The following is a 16,527-nucleotide window of genomic DNA, read 5'->3' on the forward strand; positions in this document are numbered from 1 at the left end:
GAGGGGATGGGGATGGGGATGAAGCGGCGGCGGGTGTTGATGGCGATGGCGGGGGGTGTGGCCGGGGCGGCGGTGCCGGTGCGGGCGCAGGGGATGGCCGGGGAGGCGGCGGGGGACAGGTCCGCGCTGCCGAGCGGGGCAGAGGACCGCCGCTATCTGCTCGGCCTGCTGGAGCGGATGGCGACGCCGGTGCTGTCGCGCATGGCGCGGGGGCGTCTGCAGCAGGAGTGGACGCCTGAGTTAAGCCCGACCTGGGACAAGCGCGATCCCAAGGTCGCCTATATGGAGGCGTTCGCGCGGCTGATCGACGGGATCGCGCCGTGGCTGGCCCTGCCGGACACCGACGATGCCGAGGGGCGGCTGCGGCGTACGCTGCGCGAACAGGCGGTGCAAAGCTATGTCCACTCGGTCGATCCGGCCAGCCCGGACCGGCTGGGATGGGAGGGGCATGGCCAGGCGCTGGTCGACAGCGCCTATTTCACCAGCGCGCTGCTGCGTGCGCCAAAGACGTTGTGGGAGCCGCTGGACACCAAGACCAAGCAGCGCATCGTCGCGGTCATCAAAGGCCTGCGCCGCATATCCCCGCCTTACCAGAACTGGCTGCTGTTCGCGGCGATGAACGAAGCGTTCCTGTTCTCGATCGGCGAGGATTGGGACCCGATGCGCGTCGACATGACGGTCAAGCTGTTCGCGGGCGACTGGTATGTCGGGGACGGCTGGTACGGCGATGGCGAGCGGTTCCACTTCGATTACTACAACAGCTACGTCATCCATCCGATGATGGTGCAGGTGCTGGAGGTGCTGTCGCGCGGCAACCCGTCGTTCAACAATCTGAAGCCGGCGGAAGCGTTTAAACAGGCACGGCACCGGATGCAGCGATATGGCGAGCATCTGGAGCGGATGATCGGGCCGGACGGCGCCTATGCCGCCATCGGCCGGTCGCTGACCTATCGCATCGCGGCGCATCAGGTGCTGGGCGTGCTGGCATGGCGCGGCTGGCTGCCGGAAACGCTGCCCGGGCCGCAGGTGCGCGCGGCGACGGTGATGGCGGCACGACGGGTGTTCGCCGACCCGAGCAACTTCAATGCGGACGGCTTCCTGACGATCGGCTTCACCCGCGCGCAGCCGACGCTGGGCGACTGGTATTCGAACGCCGGCAGCATGTATATCGCCTCCGAAGGGCTGGTTGCGCTGGGGCGGCCGGCGTCGGACCCGTTCTGGACGGGGGCGGCGATGCCGTGGACGATGCGGCGCGCCTATGCGGGGCAGGATTTCCGGAAGGACTATCCGGTCGACTATTGACAGCGCTGTCGATGTAGGCGCGGGGGAAGCGTGTAATCGTAGGATAAGACCGGGTGGCGAGGAGTGAGATGGCCAAGGCTTTGTCGATGGCGGATGCCCTGTTCGCGAAGCTGGAAACCAGCATATTGGACGGGGACCTGGCGCCCGGTGCCCAGATGCCCACGCAGAAGATCATCGCCGAAACCGAAAAGGTCAGCCGGACGGTCGTGCGCGAGGCGGTCGCCCGGCTGGAAGCGCAGGGGCTGGTCGTCTCCCGTCAGGGATCGGGCGTGTATGTGGCCGAGGATGCACGGTATCGCGCGTTTCAGGTGACGCGCGACGAACTGTCGGAACTGGCCGACGTGATCCGGCTGCTGGAGATGCGGCTGGCCATCGAGGCGGAGATGGCGGCGTTCGCCGCGGCACGCCGCACGACCGAGGATGTGGGGGCGATGCGCGCCGCCCTGCGGCGGATGGCGCAGTTCAGCGACGATCCGGTGGCCGCCGCCGCGGCGGACGTGGAGTTTCATCTGGCGATCGCGCGGGCGACACGAAACGACTATTTCGTCCGGTTGATCGACTTTCTGGGCCTGCGTCTGGTGCCGCCACGCAACCTGTATCTGCGCAACAAGCCGGTGGGCGCGCATGAGGCCTATGTCGCCAAGGTGCGGGCCGAGCATGAGGCGATCCTGGACGCCATCACGCGCATGGACGTGCCGCGTGCGCGCCAGGCGGCGTGGGACCATATGCAGGAAAGCCTGAACCGCCATTCCGAATTGAGCGACGGCGCGAACGACGATCCCCAGACCGCTTTGCCGTGAACCGTTTGACATACGGCCGATAGTTATCCTACAAATTGTCGGCGCCGAACGATGCGCGAGATCGGGGGATGGATGCCGAGGCGGCACGAGCGGGCAGGGGAGGCGGCAGGGCTATCTGATCGCCGCGTGATGCCCGGCTTTTGCCATCGGCGCGCCCCCCTTGCTGTGATGGAGAAGTGACGATGAGCATGCGTCTTGCCCTGGCCCTGGGGCTGGCGTCCGTCGCCGCATGGCCCGGTGCGATCCCTGCCGCAGCGCAAGGCGCGGCGGCGGTCGATCCGGCAGCGGTGCGGGCAACGGCGGTAAAGCTGGCGGACTGGCAGCTTGGCCGGTTGGATCCCAGCCATATCGCGGCAGCCACCGGCGAGACGCGCAATCCACGGGCGTGGGAGCAGGCCGTGTTCTGGGTGGGGATGACCGCGCTGGCGGATGCGCCGGGCACCCCGCCGCGGATCAAGCAGGCGATCATGGACATGGGCCGGCGCAACGCCTGGCGGCCCGGCGACAAGCCCTATTTCGCGGACGATCATGCGATCACCCAGGCCTATCTGTGGGCGGCGGCAAACGGCGCAGGTGCCGAGGCGCGGGCGCCGACGCGCGCGGCATTCGACCGGGTGGTGGACCAGCCGGCGGTGACGACCCTGGCCTTCGCAGTGCCCAAAAAGGGCGGTTACAGTGCCACCGAGTGCCTGGACCGCTGGTGCTGGTGCGATGCGCTGTTCATGGCGCCGCCCGCCCTGGCGGTGCTGAGCAACCAGACGGGCGATCCCAAATACCGGCAGTTCGCCATCAAGGAGTTCTGGGCGACCACCGACTTCCTGTATGATCCGGTCGAGCATCTGTATTACCGGGACAGCCGCTTCTTCGATCGGCGCGACGAGCAGGATCGCAAGCAATTCTGGGCGCGCGGCAATGGCTGGGTGTTCGGCGGCATGGCGCGGATCATCCCGCAACTGCCCGCCAACAGCCCGGACCGGCGCCGGATGGAGGCGCTGTTCAAGGAGATGGCGGCCAAGCTGCTGACCTTGCAGAAGCCGGATGGGTATTGGGCGCCGTCCCTGCTGGCGCCGGAGAATTCCCCGCCGGAGACGAGCGGGACGGGCTTCTTCACCTATGGCTTTGCCTGGGGCGTGAAGGCCGGTCTGTTGGACAAGGCGCGCTATCGGCCGGCGGCGCTCCGCGGCTGGAATGCGCTGACCCGCGCGATACAGCCGGACGGACGGCTGGGCTGGGTGCAGCAGGTGAGCGACCGGCCCGACCGGGTCACCGCCAGCGATACGCAATATTACGGCGTCGGGGCCTTTCTGCTCGCCGCCACCGCGGTCGCCGATATGGAGCGGACCGGGCGATGAGCGCCGATCCTCTGTTCGCCAAGACCTATCATGCCGTTCATCCCGACATGATGATGGGGGCCAGCAACGCCGACCTGCACGATCGCCATGCGGTGACCGGGCTGTTCCGTGCCGGCGAACTGGTGCTCACCTATTCGCACGGGGAGCGTTTCATCATCGGCGGGGCGATGCCGGGCGAGGCGGCGCTGGACCTGCCGGTGCAGCGGGAGCCGGCAAGTGCGGCCGGACATCCTCTGCTGGAGCGGCGCGAGCTGGGCGTGGTGAATATCGGGCCCGCGGCCGGCACGGTGACGGTGGACGGCGTCGCCTATCCGCTGGCGAAATATGAGGCGCTTTACGTGCCGATGGGCAGCCGGGACGTGCGGTTCGAAGGGGCGGGCGCGCGCTTCTACCTGCTCAGCGTGCCCGCGCATGCCGCCTATCCGATCGTCCACATGACGCTGGCGGGCAATCCGCCGATGCGGCGCGGCAGCCCGGAGACGTCGAACGCGCGGTCGATCCACCAACTGGTGCTGCCCCATGCCTGCCAGAGCGCGTCGCTGTGCCTGGGGCTGACGCGGCTCGATCCGGGCAGCGTGTGGAACACGATGCCGCCGCACGTTCATGAGCGGCGATCGGAAATCTATTTGTATTTCGACCTGGAGGACGATGCCCGCGTCTTCCACTATATGGGCCAGCCCGACGAGCTGCGCCATATCCTGCTGGGCGATGGCGATGCCGTGATCTCGCCGCCATGGTCGGTGCACATGGGCGCCGGCACCAGCAGCTACAGCTTCGTCTGGGCGATGGCCGGCGAGAACCAAGATTATGAGGACATGGACGTGCTCGATATCTGCCAGCTTGCCTGAGGGGGCGCAGGGTTTCGCGCGCAAGGGTCGTCCCCCTTGCCTGTTCGTGCCGAGACATGGCCGCGTGCGGCAACATGCCTCTCGATACACCGTCTCGATACGCGGCTCTGCCGCTACTCGACGGTTACTCGAGACGAACGGGGTTTGGGTCAGGCTGGTGGCGTGAGGTTTAGAGCGGTTTCCGACCGATCTGCGTCATCGTGATTGCATCAGGAAGGCTGCTGGCTAGGAGCGGCGCGAAGCAGGGGCTGGTCTGCCCCTGCGAGCGTCGCGACGACGTCCAGCGGCCTTCCTGATGCAACCCCTTCGGGGCGGGCCGATTTTGGCCCAGGGCCACGTCGCTCGTCGGTCACGATGCCCCGGCATCGCTCCGCTCCTTGCTTCTTGCCCTGAACCAAAATCGGCTCCGTCACGATGGCGCAGATCGGTCGGAAACCGCTCTAGTCGCGCAGGCCGATGAAGGCGACGCCGGGGGCGGCGGTGCCGGGGCCGTGCGGGGTCAGGCGGCCGTCGGGGGCGACCGCGAAGCTGTCGATCGTGCCGCTATGCTGGTTGGCGACCAGGAGGCGGGACTGGCCGGGCAGGAGTTGCATGTGGCGGGGCCAGCGGCCGGTGGCGGAGATGGTCTGGACCGGCGTGAGCGTTCCGTTCGACGCGATGGCGAAGACGGCGATCGTGTCCGCGCCGCGGTTCGAGGCGTAGAGATAGCGGCCGCGCGCGTCGATCGCGATGGCGCCGGCCTGGCTCTTGCCGGTGAAGCCGGGTGCGAGGGTGGAGACGGGCGGGGCGAGTGGGGTCAGCGTGGGGGCAGGGCCGACGCGGAGTGCGGTGACGGTGTTGGCGAGCTCGTGGATCAGATAGGCGAAGGGGCGGGCGGGGTGCAGCGCGATGTGGCGGGGGCCGGAGCCGGCGGGTGCGCGCAGGGCGGCCTGCGCGGTGCCGAGCGTGCCGGTGCGTGCGTCGAAGGGATGGGCGAAGACGGTGTCGGCGCCGAGGTCGACCGACCATAGCCAGCGATTGTCCGGGGTGAAGCCGACCCAGTGCGCATGCGGGCCCGCCTGGCGATCGGTGACGGGGCCGCTGCCCCGGTGGGGGTGGACCGTTGCCGGGGCCGAGGGAAGGCCGGTGGCGGGGTCGAGACGGATCAGGGCGACGCTGCCGCTGCTGTAATTGGCGACGGCAAGCGCAGTGCCGGTGCGGTCGAGCGCGACATGGCAGGGATCGGCACCGGCGGACGAGACATGCGCGACGCGGGTCCAGCGGTCGCCATCGGTGCGGAAGGCGGAGACCATGCCGTCCGCGCCCTCCTGCACCAGATAATGGAGCCCGTGGCGGGGGTGGCGGATGCCGAACGAGGCGTCGGGCGCGTCGGCGACCGGCGCGGCCGCCTGCCAGCGTTCGGTGTCGGGGCGGTAGTGGAGGGGCAGGAGGCCGTGGCCGCCTTCCCGGTTGTAGCCGCCGGCATAGAGCGCGAGCGAAGCGGGGGCGGCGTGCGCGGGGAGGGGAAGTGCCGTGGCACCGATCGCACCAAGGATCGTGCGTCTGGACATCGGGGTGGTCATGGCTTCTCCTGTTCGCATCCGCCGTCGGGGCGATCAGGTCTATGGCATGGCGCGGGGTGCCGCGGCTATCCTTGCCTGATCGCGGAAAGGTTCGGCGCCGAACGCGCCTCGCCTTCCGCTCTCGCGATGGCCAAGGGACAGCCGGTCACGCACCCGCGAGCGTCAGGCGTTCCAGTTGGTCGTCGGTCAGGACAAGCGTCATGGCGGGGAGGAGATCCTCCACCTGCGCGACGCTGGTGGCGCTGGCGATGGGGGCGGTGACGCCGGGCTGCGCGATCAGCCAGGCGAGCGCGATCTGGGCGAGGGTGGCGCCGGTCTCGGCGGCGACGGCGTCCATCGCGTCGAGAACGGCCTTGCCGCGACCGTCGAGCAGGTCGGCCATGCGGCCGCCGCGCACGCTTTTGCCGAGATCGTCGCGGGTGCGGTACTTGCCGGTCAGGAAGCCCGAGGCGAGGCCGTAATAGGGCACGACGCCGATATTCTCGGTGACGCAGTAATCCTGCAACTCGCCCTCGAACTTGTGGCGGCTGACCAGATTATATTCGGGCTGCAGAACGTGGAAGCGGGGCAGGCCGGCCTCGCGGGCGGCGTCGTTGGCCGACTTCAGGCGGGCGGCGTGGAAGTTGGAGGCGCCGATCACGCGGATCTTGCCGGCGTCGACCAGGCGGCCGAACGCCTCCATGCTGGCCTCCTGCGGAGTGTCCTCATCGTCCTGATGCGCGAAATAGACGTCGATCCGGTCGGTGCCGAGCCGCTTCAGCGAGGCGTCGCACGCGGCGGCGATGCGGGCGGGGGCGAGCTTTTCGCCGCCCTCGCCGGGGAGCATGCCGACCTTGGTGGCGATCAGCACCGCGTCGCGCTTGCCACTGGTGCGGAGCCATTCGCCGATCATCGTCTCGGACTCGCCGCCGCGGTGGCCGTCCACCCAGGCGGAATAGACATCGGCGGTATCGATCAGCGTACCGCCGCCCGCCACAAAGGCGTCGAGCACGGCAAAGCTGGCCGCGCGGTCCGCGGTCCAGCCGAACACGTTGCCGCCCAGGACCAGGGGCGCGATCTGGAGGTCGGTGGAGCCGAGGCGGCGGCGGTTCTGCGGATCGGTCATGGCATCACCCTTCGGGATCGGTGGCGTTGTCATCCAGCGCGTTCAGGTCGACGGCATTGGCGTCGAGCATGGCGGCGGCCTCGTCCAACTGTTTCGCCTCGTCGGCGGTAAGGCCGCCCGGCTGGTCGTCGCTGCCCGAACAGGCGGCAAGAAGCAGGAGCGCGGCGGCGGGAAAAAGGCGGTTCATGCGGCAAGTGTCGTCCGGCAGGGTCGGCGCTGTCCAGTCCGACGGGGGCGCCGGGGACAGGGCACCGGCCCATATCCCCGGCCGTCATCATCAGTCGCGGATCGCGTTGCCCGCGCGGGTGAGCGCGTTGCCGGTCGCATCGGCGGCGGCATCCGCACCGTTGCTGATCGAATCGCCGGCCTTGCGGGCGCCGTTCTCGATCCGGTCGCCGGCATTGTCCATCGAACGCTCGGCCGAACCCAGCGCACGATCGCTGGCGGCGTCGACGTCGTTCACGGCGTTGCGCGTGGTCGCCTCGGTATCGGCGGCGACGGCGTCGGCGGCCTGTTCGGTCTGCTCCTGGGCGTTCTGGCTGCAGGCGGCGAGCGCGAGGGCGGCGGCGGCGGTCAGACCGAGGGTAAACGTCTTCATGCGGGCATACTCCCTTGGATTTTTGAAGCGAACTTAACCGTCCGCAACCGGGCCATAACGCAGATGTGCCGTTTGAGGTCCGAAACGACCATTCCGTTGACCGCATATAAAGATATCTTTATATGTCGATCCATGGCGATGGCGCTCGACATTTTCCGTGCCCTTGGCGACCCGACGCGGCTGCGCATCCTGGCGTTGCTGCGCACGATGGAGCTGTCGGTCGGCGAACTGGCGCAGGTGCTGGGGCAAAGCCAGCCGCGCGTGTCGCGACATGTGAAGATCCTGGTCGATGCACGGCTGGCGGAGCGGCGCAAGGAAGGCAGCTGGGTGTTCGTCGCGCTGGGCGCGCGCGAGGCGGTGGCGCCGATCGTGGCGGCGCTGGACCAATGGTCGGTGCACGAGCCCGATCACTGGGCGGTGGCGGACGCGGCCCGGCTGGCGGCGGTGCGTGCGGACCGCGCGGCATCGGCCGCGACCTGGTTCGAGGATCATGCCGCCGAATGGGACGCGATCCGCTCGCTGCACGTCGCCGAGAGCGAGGTCGAGGCGGCGATGGCCGCGCTACTGGGGCAGGGGTCGATCGGCACGCTGATCGATATCGGCACGGGTACGGGCCGGATGCTGGAGGTGTTCGGCGCGCAGGCGGACGCGGCGCTGGGCATCGACCGGTCGTCGGAGATGCTGCGGCTGGCGCGCGCCAAGCTGCACGACCGGCCAAACACCGAATTGCGCCAGGCGGACCTGTATGCGCTGCCCATGGCGGACGGCGCGGCGAACGTCGCGATCCTGCACCATGTGCTGCATTTCGCGCAGCAGCCGGGTGCTGCGATCGCCGAGGCCGCGCGCGTGCTGGCGACGGGCGGGCGGTTGCTGATCGCCGACTTCGCGCCGCATGACCGCGAGGACCTGCGCGCGCGCGACGCGCATACCCGGCTGGGTTTTGCCGACGAGCAGATTGCGGGCTGGTTCGCCAATGCGGGCCTGCGCATGACGCAGATCGAAACGCTGGGCGGCGGTACGCTGACGGTGAAATTGTGGCTGGGCACCAAACAGGGGCTGAAAGGCCTGCGCCCGGTCGACTCCAACATGGTGAAAGCGGCATGACGACGATTTCCGTTCCCCAGCTCGAAGAAGCGCGCCGTGCGCTGGAAGCGCCGCTGTTCGCCGATGTCGGCGGCGACATGGAGGTGAGCTTCGAGTTCTTTCCGCCCAAGACGGAGAAGATGGACGCGCAATTGTGGGACGCGATCCGCACGCTGGAGCCGCTGGGCCCGCGCTTCGTATCGGTGACGTACGGGGCGGGCGGATCGACGCGCGAGCGGACGCATGCGACGGTGGCGCGCATCCAGCGGGAAACCTCGCTGGCGGCGGCGGCGCACCTGACCTGCGTGGAGGCGACGCGCGAGGAGATCGACCAGGTCGCCGAGGATTACTGGGCGGCGGGCGTGCGCCATATCGTGGCGCTGCGCGGCGATCCGCCGACGCTGGGCGCCAAGTTCGCCAGCCATCCGGGCGGATACGCCAATGCGGCCGATCTGGTGGCGGGACTGGCCAAGCGGCACCCGTTCGAAATCTCGGTCGCGGCCTATCCGGAATGCCACCCGGAGTCGGTGGATACGGTGGGCGATATCGACAATCTGAAGCGCAAGCTGGATGCCGGCGCGACGCGGGCGATCACCCAGTTCTTTTTCTCGCCAGAGGCATTCTTCCGCTTTCGCGACGCGGTGGCGGCAGCGGGGATCACCGCCGAGATCGTGCCGGGCATCCTGCCGGTGTCGAACGTGGCGCAGACGCGCAAATTCGCCGGGCTGTGCGGGGCGGCGATCCCGGACTGGATGGACCGATTGTTCGAGGGGCTGGACGATCACCCGGCCGCGCGGCAACTGGTGGCGGCGACGATCGCGGCCGAGATGTGTCGCAGGCTCTATGCGGGCGGCGTGAAGAGCTTCCACTTCTATACGCTGAACCGTGCCGAACTGGCGTTCGCGATCTGCCACATGCTGGGCGTGCGCGCCAAGCCGCAGGCGGTGGTGGCGGCGGCCTGATCCCGCCGGCAATCTTCGCGCCCTGATTTTTCCCTCCCCGACCCCTCTCGCCAACGGGAGGGGGGAGTTGTACCGATGACGATCCGAGACACCTTCTTTGCCGAGGCGGCCAAGCGCATCCTGATCACCGATGGCGCATTCGGCACCGAGATCCAGAACTGGAAGCTGTCCGAGGCGGATTATGCCGGGACGCTGGGCCTGGGCCATGACCAGAAGGGCAACAACGACATACTGGCGCTGACCAAGCCCGAGGTGCCCGAGGCGATCCACCGCGCCTATTTCGAGGCGGGCGCCGACATCGCCGAGACCAACACCTTTTCCGCCAACCGGATCAGCCAGGCCGATTACGGTGCCGAGCATCTGGTGCGCGAGATCAACGTCGAGAGCGCCAGGCTGGCGCGGCGCCTCGCCGACGAGTTCCAGGCGAAGGATGGCCGCCCACGCTTCGTGGCGGGGGCGATCGGGCCGACGAACAAGACGCTGTCGCTGTCGCCCGACGTCAACGATCCGGGATATCGGGAGATCGATTTCGATTATCTGAAGGGCGTGTACCGGGAGCAGATCGATGCGCTGCTGGAAGGGGGCGCGGACTTCATCCTGATCGAGACGGTGTTCGACACGCTGAACGCCAAGGCGGGGATCATGGCGGCGAGCGACGCGGCGCGCGATCTGGGCCGCGACGTGCCCGTCATGCTGTCGATGACGCTGACCGACCTGTCGGGGCGCAACCTGTCGGGTCATACCGTGGAGGCGTTCTGGCATGCGGTGCGCCACGCCCGGCCGGTGACGATCGGGCTGAACTGCTCGTTCGGCGCCGAACAGTTGCGGCCGCATGTGAAGACGCTGTCGGAGATCTGCGACACGCTGATCATGGTCTATCCCAATGCCGGGCTGCCCAACGAACTGGGCACCTATGACGAGGCGCCGGCGACGACGGCCGGGCTGGTGCATGAATGGGCGGGCGCGGGGCAGGTCAACGTGCTGGGCGGGTGCTGCGGATCGACGCCAGCGCATATCCGGGCGATTGCCGAGCGTGTGCAGGGCGTGGCGCCGCGCCGCATCCCGACGCCGCCGGTGCGGACGCGATTGGCCGGGCTGGAGCCGTTTACGATGGCGGCGTGATCCTTTTAGCCCTCTCCCCTAGGGGGAGAGGGTTGGGTGAGGGGCTGCCCAGCAGCGCTCCCGCCCGTGGCAGCCCCTCACCCCGGCCCTCTCCCCGCAGGGGAGAGGGAGAAGAAAGATACGATGACCACCAATTCCTCCACCCAGTTCGTCAATGTCGGCGAGCGGACCAACGTCACGGGGTCCGCGGCGTTCAAGAAGCTCATCATGGCCGGCGACTATGCCCGCGCGGTCGAGGTGGCGCGCAGCCAGGTGGAGAATGGCGCGCAGGTGGTCGACGTCAACATGGACGAAGGGCTACTCGACGCCGAATATGCCATGACGACCTTTCTCAAGCTGATCGCCGCCGAACCCGATATCGCGCGGGTTCCGATCATGATCGACAGCTCGAAATGGAGCGTGATCGAGGCGGGGCTGAAATGCGTCTCGGGCAAGCCGATCGTCAATTCGATCAGCATGAAGGAGGGCGAGGAGCAATTCCTTCATCACGCACGGCTGTGCATGGCGTATGGCGCGGCGGTGGTCGTCATGGCATTCGACGAGGTTGGGCAGGCCGACACCAAGGAGCGCAAGGTCGAGATCTGCGTCAGGGCCTATGACCTGCTGACGGGCATCGGCTTCCCGCCCGAGGACATCATCTTCGACCCCAATGTCTTTGCGGTGGCGACCGGGATCGAGGAGCACAACAACTACGGCGTCGACTTCATCGAGGCGTGCCGCGAGATCAAGGCGCGCTGCCCGCACGTCCATATCTCGGGCGGGTTGTCGAACCTGTCGTTCAGCTTCCGCGGCAACGAGCCGGTGCGCCGGGCGATGCACTCGATCTTCCTCTACCATGCGATCCCGGCGGGCATGGACATGGGGATCGTCAATGCCGGGCAGCTCGACGTGTACGACACGATCGACCCCGAACTGCGCACCGCCTGCGAGGACGTGATCCTGAACCGCGATCCGGAGGCCGGCGACCGGCTGGTCGCGCTGGCGGAAAAATTCCGGGGTACCGATGCGGTGGCGGAGAAGCAGGCCGCCGAATGGCGCGGGCTGGAGGTGACCAAGCGGCTGGAATATGCGCTGGTCAAGGGCATCGACGCGCATGTCGTGGACGATACCGAGGAGTTGCGTGCGGCGGTCGCCGAGCGCGGCGGGCGGCCGATCGAGGTGATCGAGGGGCCGTTGATGGACGGGATGAACGTCGTCGGCGACCTGTTCGGTTCGGGCAAGATGTTCCTGCCGCAGGTGGTGAAGTCCGCGCGCGTGATGAAGAAGGCGGTGGCGCACCTCCTGCCCTTCATCGAGGCCGCCAAGGAGCCGGGCGCGAAGGGCAAGGGCCGCGTCATCATGGCGACCGTCAAGGGCGACGTGCACGATATCGGCAAGAACATCGTCGGCGTCGTGCTCCAGTGCAACGGCTTCGAGGTGGTGGACCTGGGCGTCATGGTACCCTGGGCCAAGATCCTGGAGGCCGCCAACGAGAACGACGCGGACATGATCGGCCTGTCCGGCCTCATCACCCCCTCGCTGGACGAGATGGTGACGGTGGCCGAGGAGATGCAGCGCGCCAACATGACGATGCCGCTGCTGATCGGCGGCGCCACCACCTCCAAGGTGCACACCGCGCTGCGCATCGCACCCGCCTATGAGGGGCCGGTGGTGCACGTGCTGGACGCGAGCCGGGCGGTGGGCGTCGCGACCACGCTGGTCTCCGACACGCAGGCGGAGGGCTATGTCGCCGGGATCGCCGCGGAATATCAGAAGGTGCGCGATGCGCGGGCCGGCAAGGGGCAGAACGACCTGCTGCCCCTGGCCGAGGCGCGGGCGCGTGGCTTCACCGCGGACATGATGCTGAAGGCGAGCGCACCGAAGCAGCCGGGCGTGCACGTCTTCGACGACTGGTCGCTGGAGGACCTGCGGCATCATATCGACTGGACGCCCTTTTTTCGCGCGTGGGAGCTGGCGGGCAATTTCCCGGCGATCCTGGACGACGCGGTGGTTGGGGAAAGCGCACGGTCGCTCCATGCCGATGCGCAGGCCATGCTCGACCGGATCATCGCGGAAAAGTGGCTGACCGCCAGGGGCGTGGCCGCGCTGTGGCCGTGCCGGCGCGACGGCGACGATGTGGTGCTGGACGAAGGCACGCGGCTGCCGTTCCTGCGCCAGCAGATCGCCAAGCGCGAGGGGCGGGCCAATATGTGCCTGGCCGATTTCATCGATCCCGCAGGCGACTGGATGGGTGGCTTCGCGGTCGCCATTCACGGCATCGAGCCGCATCTGGCGCGGTTCAAGGCGGATGTGGACGATTATAACGACATCCTGCTCAAGGCGCTGGCCGACCGGCTGGCGGAGGCGTTCGCGGAGGCGCTGCACGCGCATGTCCGCACCGTGTTGTGGGGCTATGCCGAGGGCGAGCAACTGACCAACGAGGCGCTGATCCGCGAGCAGTATCGCGGCATCCGCCCGGCGCCGGGCTATCCGGCCTGCCCCGAGCATAGCCTGAAGCGCACGCTGTTCGACCTGCTGGGCGCGGAAGATGCGGTGGGCATCGAACTGACCGAGAGCTTCGCGATGCTGCCGACCGCGGCGGTCAGCGGCTTCTATTTCGGGCATGCGCAGGCGGAATATTTCGGCGTGGCGCGTATCGGCGAGGATCAGGTCGCCGATTATGCAGCGCGACGCGGCGTGGACGTTGCGCAGGCGACGCGCTGGCTGCGCCCGAACCTGGATTGAGCCGGTCCCCTCTCTTTGCAAGGAGAGGGGAACAGCCATTTAACGGGTTGGGGTCTCGCCGGGGTTACCATCCCCGGCGTCGGGACAATCAGGGCGGGGATCAGAAGCCGCGCTTCACCAGCGCGGGGTCGCGTTTCAGCATCGGGGCGACCCTGGGGATGGTCAGCATCGTGCTGGCGACCGCCATCAGCAGCAGGGCCGTGAAGGTCTCGTTGGTGATGATGTGCTTGTCGAGCAGGATGTTGGCGAAGATGATCATGATCAGCGCCTTGGTCTGAAGCAGCCAGCCGATCGCCTTGGCATCGCCCTTGGGCCAGTTCAGGATGCGGCCGGCCATGGCGACGCCCGCCAGTTTGCCGCCGACCGAGGCGACGAGCAGCAGCGCGGCCGCGGCGAACACCGCGGCGCCGCCGACGCCCCACTGGGTCTTGAGGCCGGTCGACAGGAAATAGACGGGCATGATGCCCATCAGGATCGTCTGGCGGAACCGGTCCATCCGCGCCTCGCCGAACCAGTGCGCGTCAAGGACGGCGCCGGCGAGGAACGCGCCGACCATGAAGTGCAGGCCCGCCCAGTCGGCCGCAAAGCCGCAGGCGGCCAGCCAGATCAGCCCGACATACCAGCGGTCGTTTTCCGGAATGGCGCGGAGCAGGCGGCGGATCGCCCAGGTGGCGACGGCGAAGCCGACAAGAAAGCCGGCCTGTCGCGTCACGCGTTCCCAATCGAGCAGGATAAGCGCGAGAACGCCCCAGATGGCGATGTCGTCCAGGCTGGCATAGCGCAGCACCCGCTGGCCGAGCGGCGCGCGCAGGATGGCGAGCTTTTCCATCAACAGGACGAGGATGGGCAGCGCGGTGACGGCGCATGCCATGCCGATGCCGAGCACCACCTGCCAGTCCGCGCCGTCCGCGCCGCGCCAGCCGGGGAAGCGCAACATCGCGAGCGCGGCAAGACTGCCGGCGATCAGCGGTACGCCGAGGGCGAGGCCGGCGGTGATCCCGGTCTCCCGGCGGCGGCGCCACGCCTCGCCCACATCCAGTTCCAGCCCCGCGATCCAGACGAACAGCATTACCGCCCACCAGGCGATGCCGTTCAGCGCGGTGATCGTCGGCCCGGCGAAGACGAAGGCGTAGTAGCCGGGAAAGATCGCGCCCAGCACGCCCGGCCCGAGCAGCACGCCGCCGATGATCTGCACGACGACGAGCGGCGCCCAGTAATCGGTGCGGCCCAGTCGCCAGACCAGATAGGGGCCGGTGAAGATGATAAGGATCGCGAGGAGGAATATCTCCGTCGGCGTCATGTGCATGATGGTTGATACCCCCCGTTTTTTTCGCTGGTTAGCGAAGGTTGGGGGCGGGGGGCAATGGGCGCCGGCTTAACGCCCTCTCCCCTTTCGGGGAGAGGGTGAAAGTTACCTTTGGCAGGTGTCGGCGGGGCCGGAGTCCAGGTCTAGGCAGCGGCCGTCAAGACCCGATACCGGCAGGCCGATCGTGGCGGCGAGCGTCGGGGCGATGTCGACCGTTTCCACCGACAGCGGCTGTTCGAAGCCGGTCATGCCGCGGCGCCAGAACAGGATCGGCACGCGGCGGTCATAGTCCCACGGGCTGCCATGCGTTTCGACATAGCCGGGGGCGGCCTTCTCGATCGTGGTGACGCGCGGCTTGAGCAGGACAAGCAGGTCGCCCGACCGCTCGGGATCGTAGGACGAGCGGGCGCGCTCCAGCAGGGTCCAGGTTTCGGGGGGGCTGGTCGGCCAGGCCTGCGCGGCGATCTCGGCGCGGGTGAAGGCAGCGGCGACCTGCGGCATGGCGAGGTAGCGGCGCTTCGCCTCCGCCAACACCCTGGCGCGGGTGGCGGCGGGCAGATCGGCATCGACATAGATATCGCCGTCCGAGCCGAGCAGCACCGGCCCCTTCAGCCCCATCGCCTGCCCGATCGCGGCGCCGACGGTCTTGGCCTGCCACTGCGGATCGACATGCGTTTCCATCGGCATGGCGCGTTCGATCTGGCGCTCGGTCATGTCGTGCGCGCCGTGGTCTGCGGTCAACACCACTTCGTAATCGACGCCGGTCTGGTCGAGTACGGCGAAAAAGCCGTCGAGCGTCTGGTCCAGCTCGTTCATCTGGATGCACATCTCGGTGCCCTGCGTGCCCAGCGAATGGCCGATATAGTCGGTAGCGGAGGCGCCGATCGAGATGATGTCGGTCTGCGGCCCCTGACCCAGCTTCATGTCCTGCACCAGCCCGGCGGCCATTGCGAACACCGCGGCGTCGGACGCGGGGGACGCACGAAACGCCTTGAGATCACCCGCCGCACGCTGGAAGCGGCCCTGGCCGATGACCTGGTTGCCGACGGCGATCGGGCGGTCGAGCGGCTTGCACCAGCCGGGCAGGGGCAGCGCCTCCTGCGGCTTGGCGAGCAGGGCGGCGACCGCATCGCGGGTGCGCTGCACCACCGGGGGCACCGCGCGGCCGGCATAGGAGACATAGGTCTTGCCGTCCCACCACCAGAGCTCGTCAACCTTGTGGCCGCCCATCATCACCGCCGCCCGGTCCTTGCCCGCGACCGAGACGACGCGGGTGCGCGGATCGGCATCCTTCATCCGCTCGCCGAGTGTCGGCACCTTCAGATGCTTGTCCGACACGGTGTAGCTGTCATGGCTGGAGCCGGGGACATTCTCATCCTCCGAGCAATAGACGATCTTGTCCGGGCGGCCGACCCGCTGGTCGATCCAGTTGTTGGCGATGATGCCGGTATGCGCCGGGCGAAAGCCGGTGAGGATGGTGGAGTGCCCCGGGCAGGTTTCGGTCGCGGCATGGCTCTGATAGCCCGAGGGAAAGACACCGCCCGACAGCAGCCGCGCGAATCCGCCGGTGAAGCGGTTGCGATATTGCTGGAACAGGTCGGCGGCGAACTGGTCCACCGAGATGGCGACGATCAGTTTCGGCTTGGCAGCCGGGAATGGTGCGGGGGTCGGGGCGGGCGCCTGCTGCGCGGCGGCGGGGGTGCCCACGGCCAGCGTGGAGGCGAGCAGCATGGCGAGAAAGGATTTCATCGGGAACCTTGATG

At 68.1% G+C, this 16,527-nt stretch carries 14 protein-coding genes; 8 read left to right on the forward strand and 6 right to left on the reverse strand.

Annotation, left to right across the window (positions count from 1 at the left end; genetic code table 11):
- Positions 1 to 18: 18 nt before the first annotated feature.
- The 4 genes from GQR91_RS09535 (at position 19) to kduI (ending at position 4,302) form a co-directional block, all read left to right on the forward strand.
- Entirely contained in the window at positions 19 to 1,302 is a 1,284-nt protein-coding gene (locus GQR91_RS09535) for a DUF2264 domain-containing protein (protein ID WP_249042533.1), read from the forward strand.
- A 68-nt stretch (positions 1,303 to 1,370) separates the two neighbouring features.
- Positions 1,371 to 2,102, forward strand: coding sequence for a FadR/GntR family transcriptional regulator (locus GQR91_RS09540; RefSeq protein ID WP_112383390.1), 732 nt, complete (start codon positions 1,371 to 1,373; stop codon positions 2,100 to 2,102).
- A gap of 182 nt (positions 2,103 to 2,284) precedes the next feature.
- On the forward strand, positions 2,285 to 3,454 hold the full coding sequence (locus GQR91_RS09545; protein WP_235903942.1) for a glycoside hydrolase family 88/105 protein: 1,170 nt from the start codon (positions 2,285 to 2,287) through the stop codon (positions 3,452 to 3,454).
- 11 nt (positions 3,455 to 3,465) lie between these two features.
- On the forward strand, positions 3,466 to 4,302 hold the full coding sequence (gene kduI, locus GQR91_RS09550) for a 5-dehydro-4-deoxy-D-glucuronate isomerase (protein WP_149682020.1): 837 nt from the start codon (positions 3,466 to 3,468) through the stop codon (positions 4,300 to 4,302).
- Between the two features lie 440 nt (positions 4,303 to 4,742).
- On the opposite strand, the gene GQR91_RS09555 is transcribed toward kduI, so the two are convergent.
- The 4 genes from GQR91_RS09555 to GQR91_RS09570 form a co-directional block, all read right to left on the reverse strand.
- Complete coding sequence (locus tag GQR91_RS09555) at positions 4,743 to 5,864, reverse strand: lactonase family protein (RefSeq protein ID WP_149681919.1); 1,122 nt, start codon at positions 5,862 to 5,864, stop codon at positions 4,743 to 4,745.
- 145 nt (positions 5,865 to 6,009) lie between these two features.
- Positions 6,010 to 6,969, reverse strand: a complete 960-nt coding sequence (locus GQR91_RS09560) for an aldo/keto reductase (protein ID WP_149681918.1) — start codon at positions 6,967 to 6,969, stop codon at positions 6,010 to 6,012.
- A 4-nt stretch (positions 6,970 to 6,973) separates the two neighbouring features.
- Positions 6,974 to 7,156 carry a hypothetical protein gene (locus GQR91_RS09565; protein ID WP_112383393.1) on the reverse strand — a complete coding sequence of 61 codons (183 nt, stop codon included), beginning with the start codon at positions 7,154 to 7,156 and terminating at the stop codon, positions 6,974 to 6,976.
- Positions 7,157 to 7,246: 90 nt separating this feature from the next.
- Positions 7,247 to 7,567, reverse strand: a complete 321-nt coding sequence (locus tag GQR91_RS09570) for a hypothetical protein (protein ID WP_149681917.1) — start codon at positions 7,565 to 7,567, stop codon at positions 7,247 to 7,249.
- 132 nt (positions 7,568 to 7,699) lie between these two features.
- Here GQR91_RS09570 and GQR91_RS09575 point away from each other — a divergent pair, with 132 nt between their 5' ends.
- The 4 genes from GQR91_RS09575 to metH all read left to right on the forward strand — a co-directional run bounded on the left by GQR91_RS09575 (position 7,700) and on the right by metH (position 13,458).
- A complete protein-coding gene (locus tag GQR91_RS09575) occupies positions 7,700 to 8,671 on the forward strand; it encodes an ArsR/SmtB family transcription factor (protein WP_112383394.1) in 972 nt (323 codons plus the stop codon).
- Positions 8,668 to 9,612, forward strand: coding sequence for a methylenetetrahydrofolate reductase [NAD(P)H] (gene metF / locus GQR91_RS09580; protein ID WP_112383395.1), 945 nt, complete (start codon positions 8,668 to 8,670; stop codon positions 9,610 to 9,612). Before GQR91_RS09575 ends, metF begins: the two co-directional genes overlap by 4 nt.
- Before the next feature lie 75 nt (positions 9,613 to 9,687).
- Complete coding sequence (locus GQR91_RS09585; RefSeq protein ID WP_149681916.1) at positions 9,688 to 10,734, forward strand: homocysteine S-methyltransferase family protein; 1,047 nt, start codon at positions 9,688 to 9,690, stop codon at positions 10,732 to 10,734.
- 123 nt (positions 10,735 to 10,857) lie between these two features.
- Positions 10,858 to 13,458: a methionine synthase gene (gene metH, locus GQR91_RS09590; RefSeq protein ID WP_149681915.1), complete on the forward strand. Its 2,601-nt coding sequence runs from the start codon at positions 10,858 to 10,860 to the stop codon at positions 13,456 to 13,458.
- Between the two features lie 100 nt (positions 13,459 to 13,558).
- Here the strand turns inward: metH and GQR91_RS09595 are convergent, their stop codons facing one another.
- Both GQR91_RS09595 and GQR91_RS09600 read right to left on the reverse strand, forming a co-directional pair.
- Positions 13,559 to 14,764 carry a cation:proton antiporter gene (locus tag GQR91_RS09595; RefSeq protein WP_149681914.1) on the reverse strand — a complete coding sequence of 402 codons (1,206 nt, stop codon included), beginning with the start codon at positions 14,762 to 14,764 and terminating at the stop codon, positions 13,559 to 13,561.
- A gap of 105 nt (positions 14,765 to 14,869) precedes the next feature.
- On the reverse strand, positions 14,870 to 16,513 hold the full coding sequence (locus GQR91_RS09600; RefSeq protein WP_149681913.1) for an alkaline phosphatase family protein: 1,644 nt from the start codon (positions 16,511 to 16,513) through the stop codon (positions 14,870 to 14,872).
- Between the last annotated feature and the right edge of the window lie 14 nt (positions 16,514 to 16,527).

The organism is Sphingomonas carotinifaciens (assembly GCF_009789535.1).
Taxonomy (GTDB): domain Bacteria; phylum Pseudomonadota; class Alphaproteobacteria; order Sphingomonadales; family Sphingomonadaceae; genus Sphingomonas; species Sphingomonas carotinifaciens.

Bases quoted from the DNA above. Each gene is read 5' to 3' on its own strand.
- GQR91_RS09585 (WP_149681916.1), top strand. From the start codon at position 9,688: ATGACGATCCGAGACACCTTCTTTGCCGAGGCGGCCAAGCGCATCCTG.
- GQR91_RS09575 (WP_112383394.1), top strand. From the start codon at position 7,700: ATGGCGATGGCGCTCGACATTTTCCGTGCCCTTGGCGACCCGACGCGG.
- metF (WP_112383395.1), top strand. From the start codon at position 8,668: ATGACGACGATTTCCGTTCCCCAGCTCGAAGAAGCGCGCCGTGCGCTG.
- metH (WP_149681915.1), top strand. From the start codon at position 10,858: ATGACCACCAATTCCTCCACCCAGTTCGTCAATGTCGGCGAGCGGACC.
- GQR91_RS09555 (WP_149681919.1), bottom strand. From the start codon at position 5,864: ATGACCACCCCGATGTCCAGACGCACGATCCTTGGTGCGATCGGTGCC.
- GQR91_RS09570 (WP_149681917.1), bottom strand. From the start codon at position 7,567: ATGAAGACGTTTACCCTCGGTCTGACCGCCGCCGCCGCCCTCGCGCTC.
- GQR91_RS09560 (WP_149681918.1), bottom strand. From the start codon at position 6,969: ATGACCGATCCGCAGAACCGCCGCCGCCTCGGCTCCACCGACCTCCAG.
- GQR91_RS09565 (WP_112383393.1), bottom strand. From the start codon at position 7,156: ATGAACCGCCTTTTTCCCGCCGCCGCGCTCCTGCTTCTTGCCGCCTGT.
- GQR91_RS09540 (WP_112383390.1), top strand. From the start codon at position 1,371: ATGGCCAAGGCTTTGTCGATGGCGGATGCCCTGTTCGCGAAGCTGGAA.
- GQR91_RS09600 (WP_149681913.1), bottom strand. From the start codon at position 16,513: ATGAAATCCTTTCTCGCCATGCTGCTCGCCTCCACGCTGGCCGTGGGC.
- GQR91_RS09595 (WP_149681914.1), bottom strand. From the start codon at position 14,764: ATGCACATGACGCCGACGGAGATATTCCTCCTCGCGATCCTTATCATC.
- GQR91_RS09545 (WP_235903942.1), top strand. From the start codon at position 2,285: ATGAGCATGCGTCTTGCCCTGGCCCTGGGGCTGGCGTCCGTCGCCGCA.
- GQR91_RS09535 (WP_249042533.1), top strand. From the start codon at position 19: ATGAAGCGGCGGCGGGTGTTGATGGCGATGGCGGGGGGTGTGGCCGGG.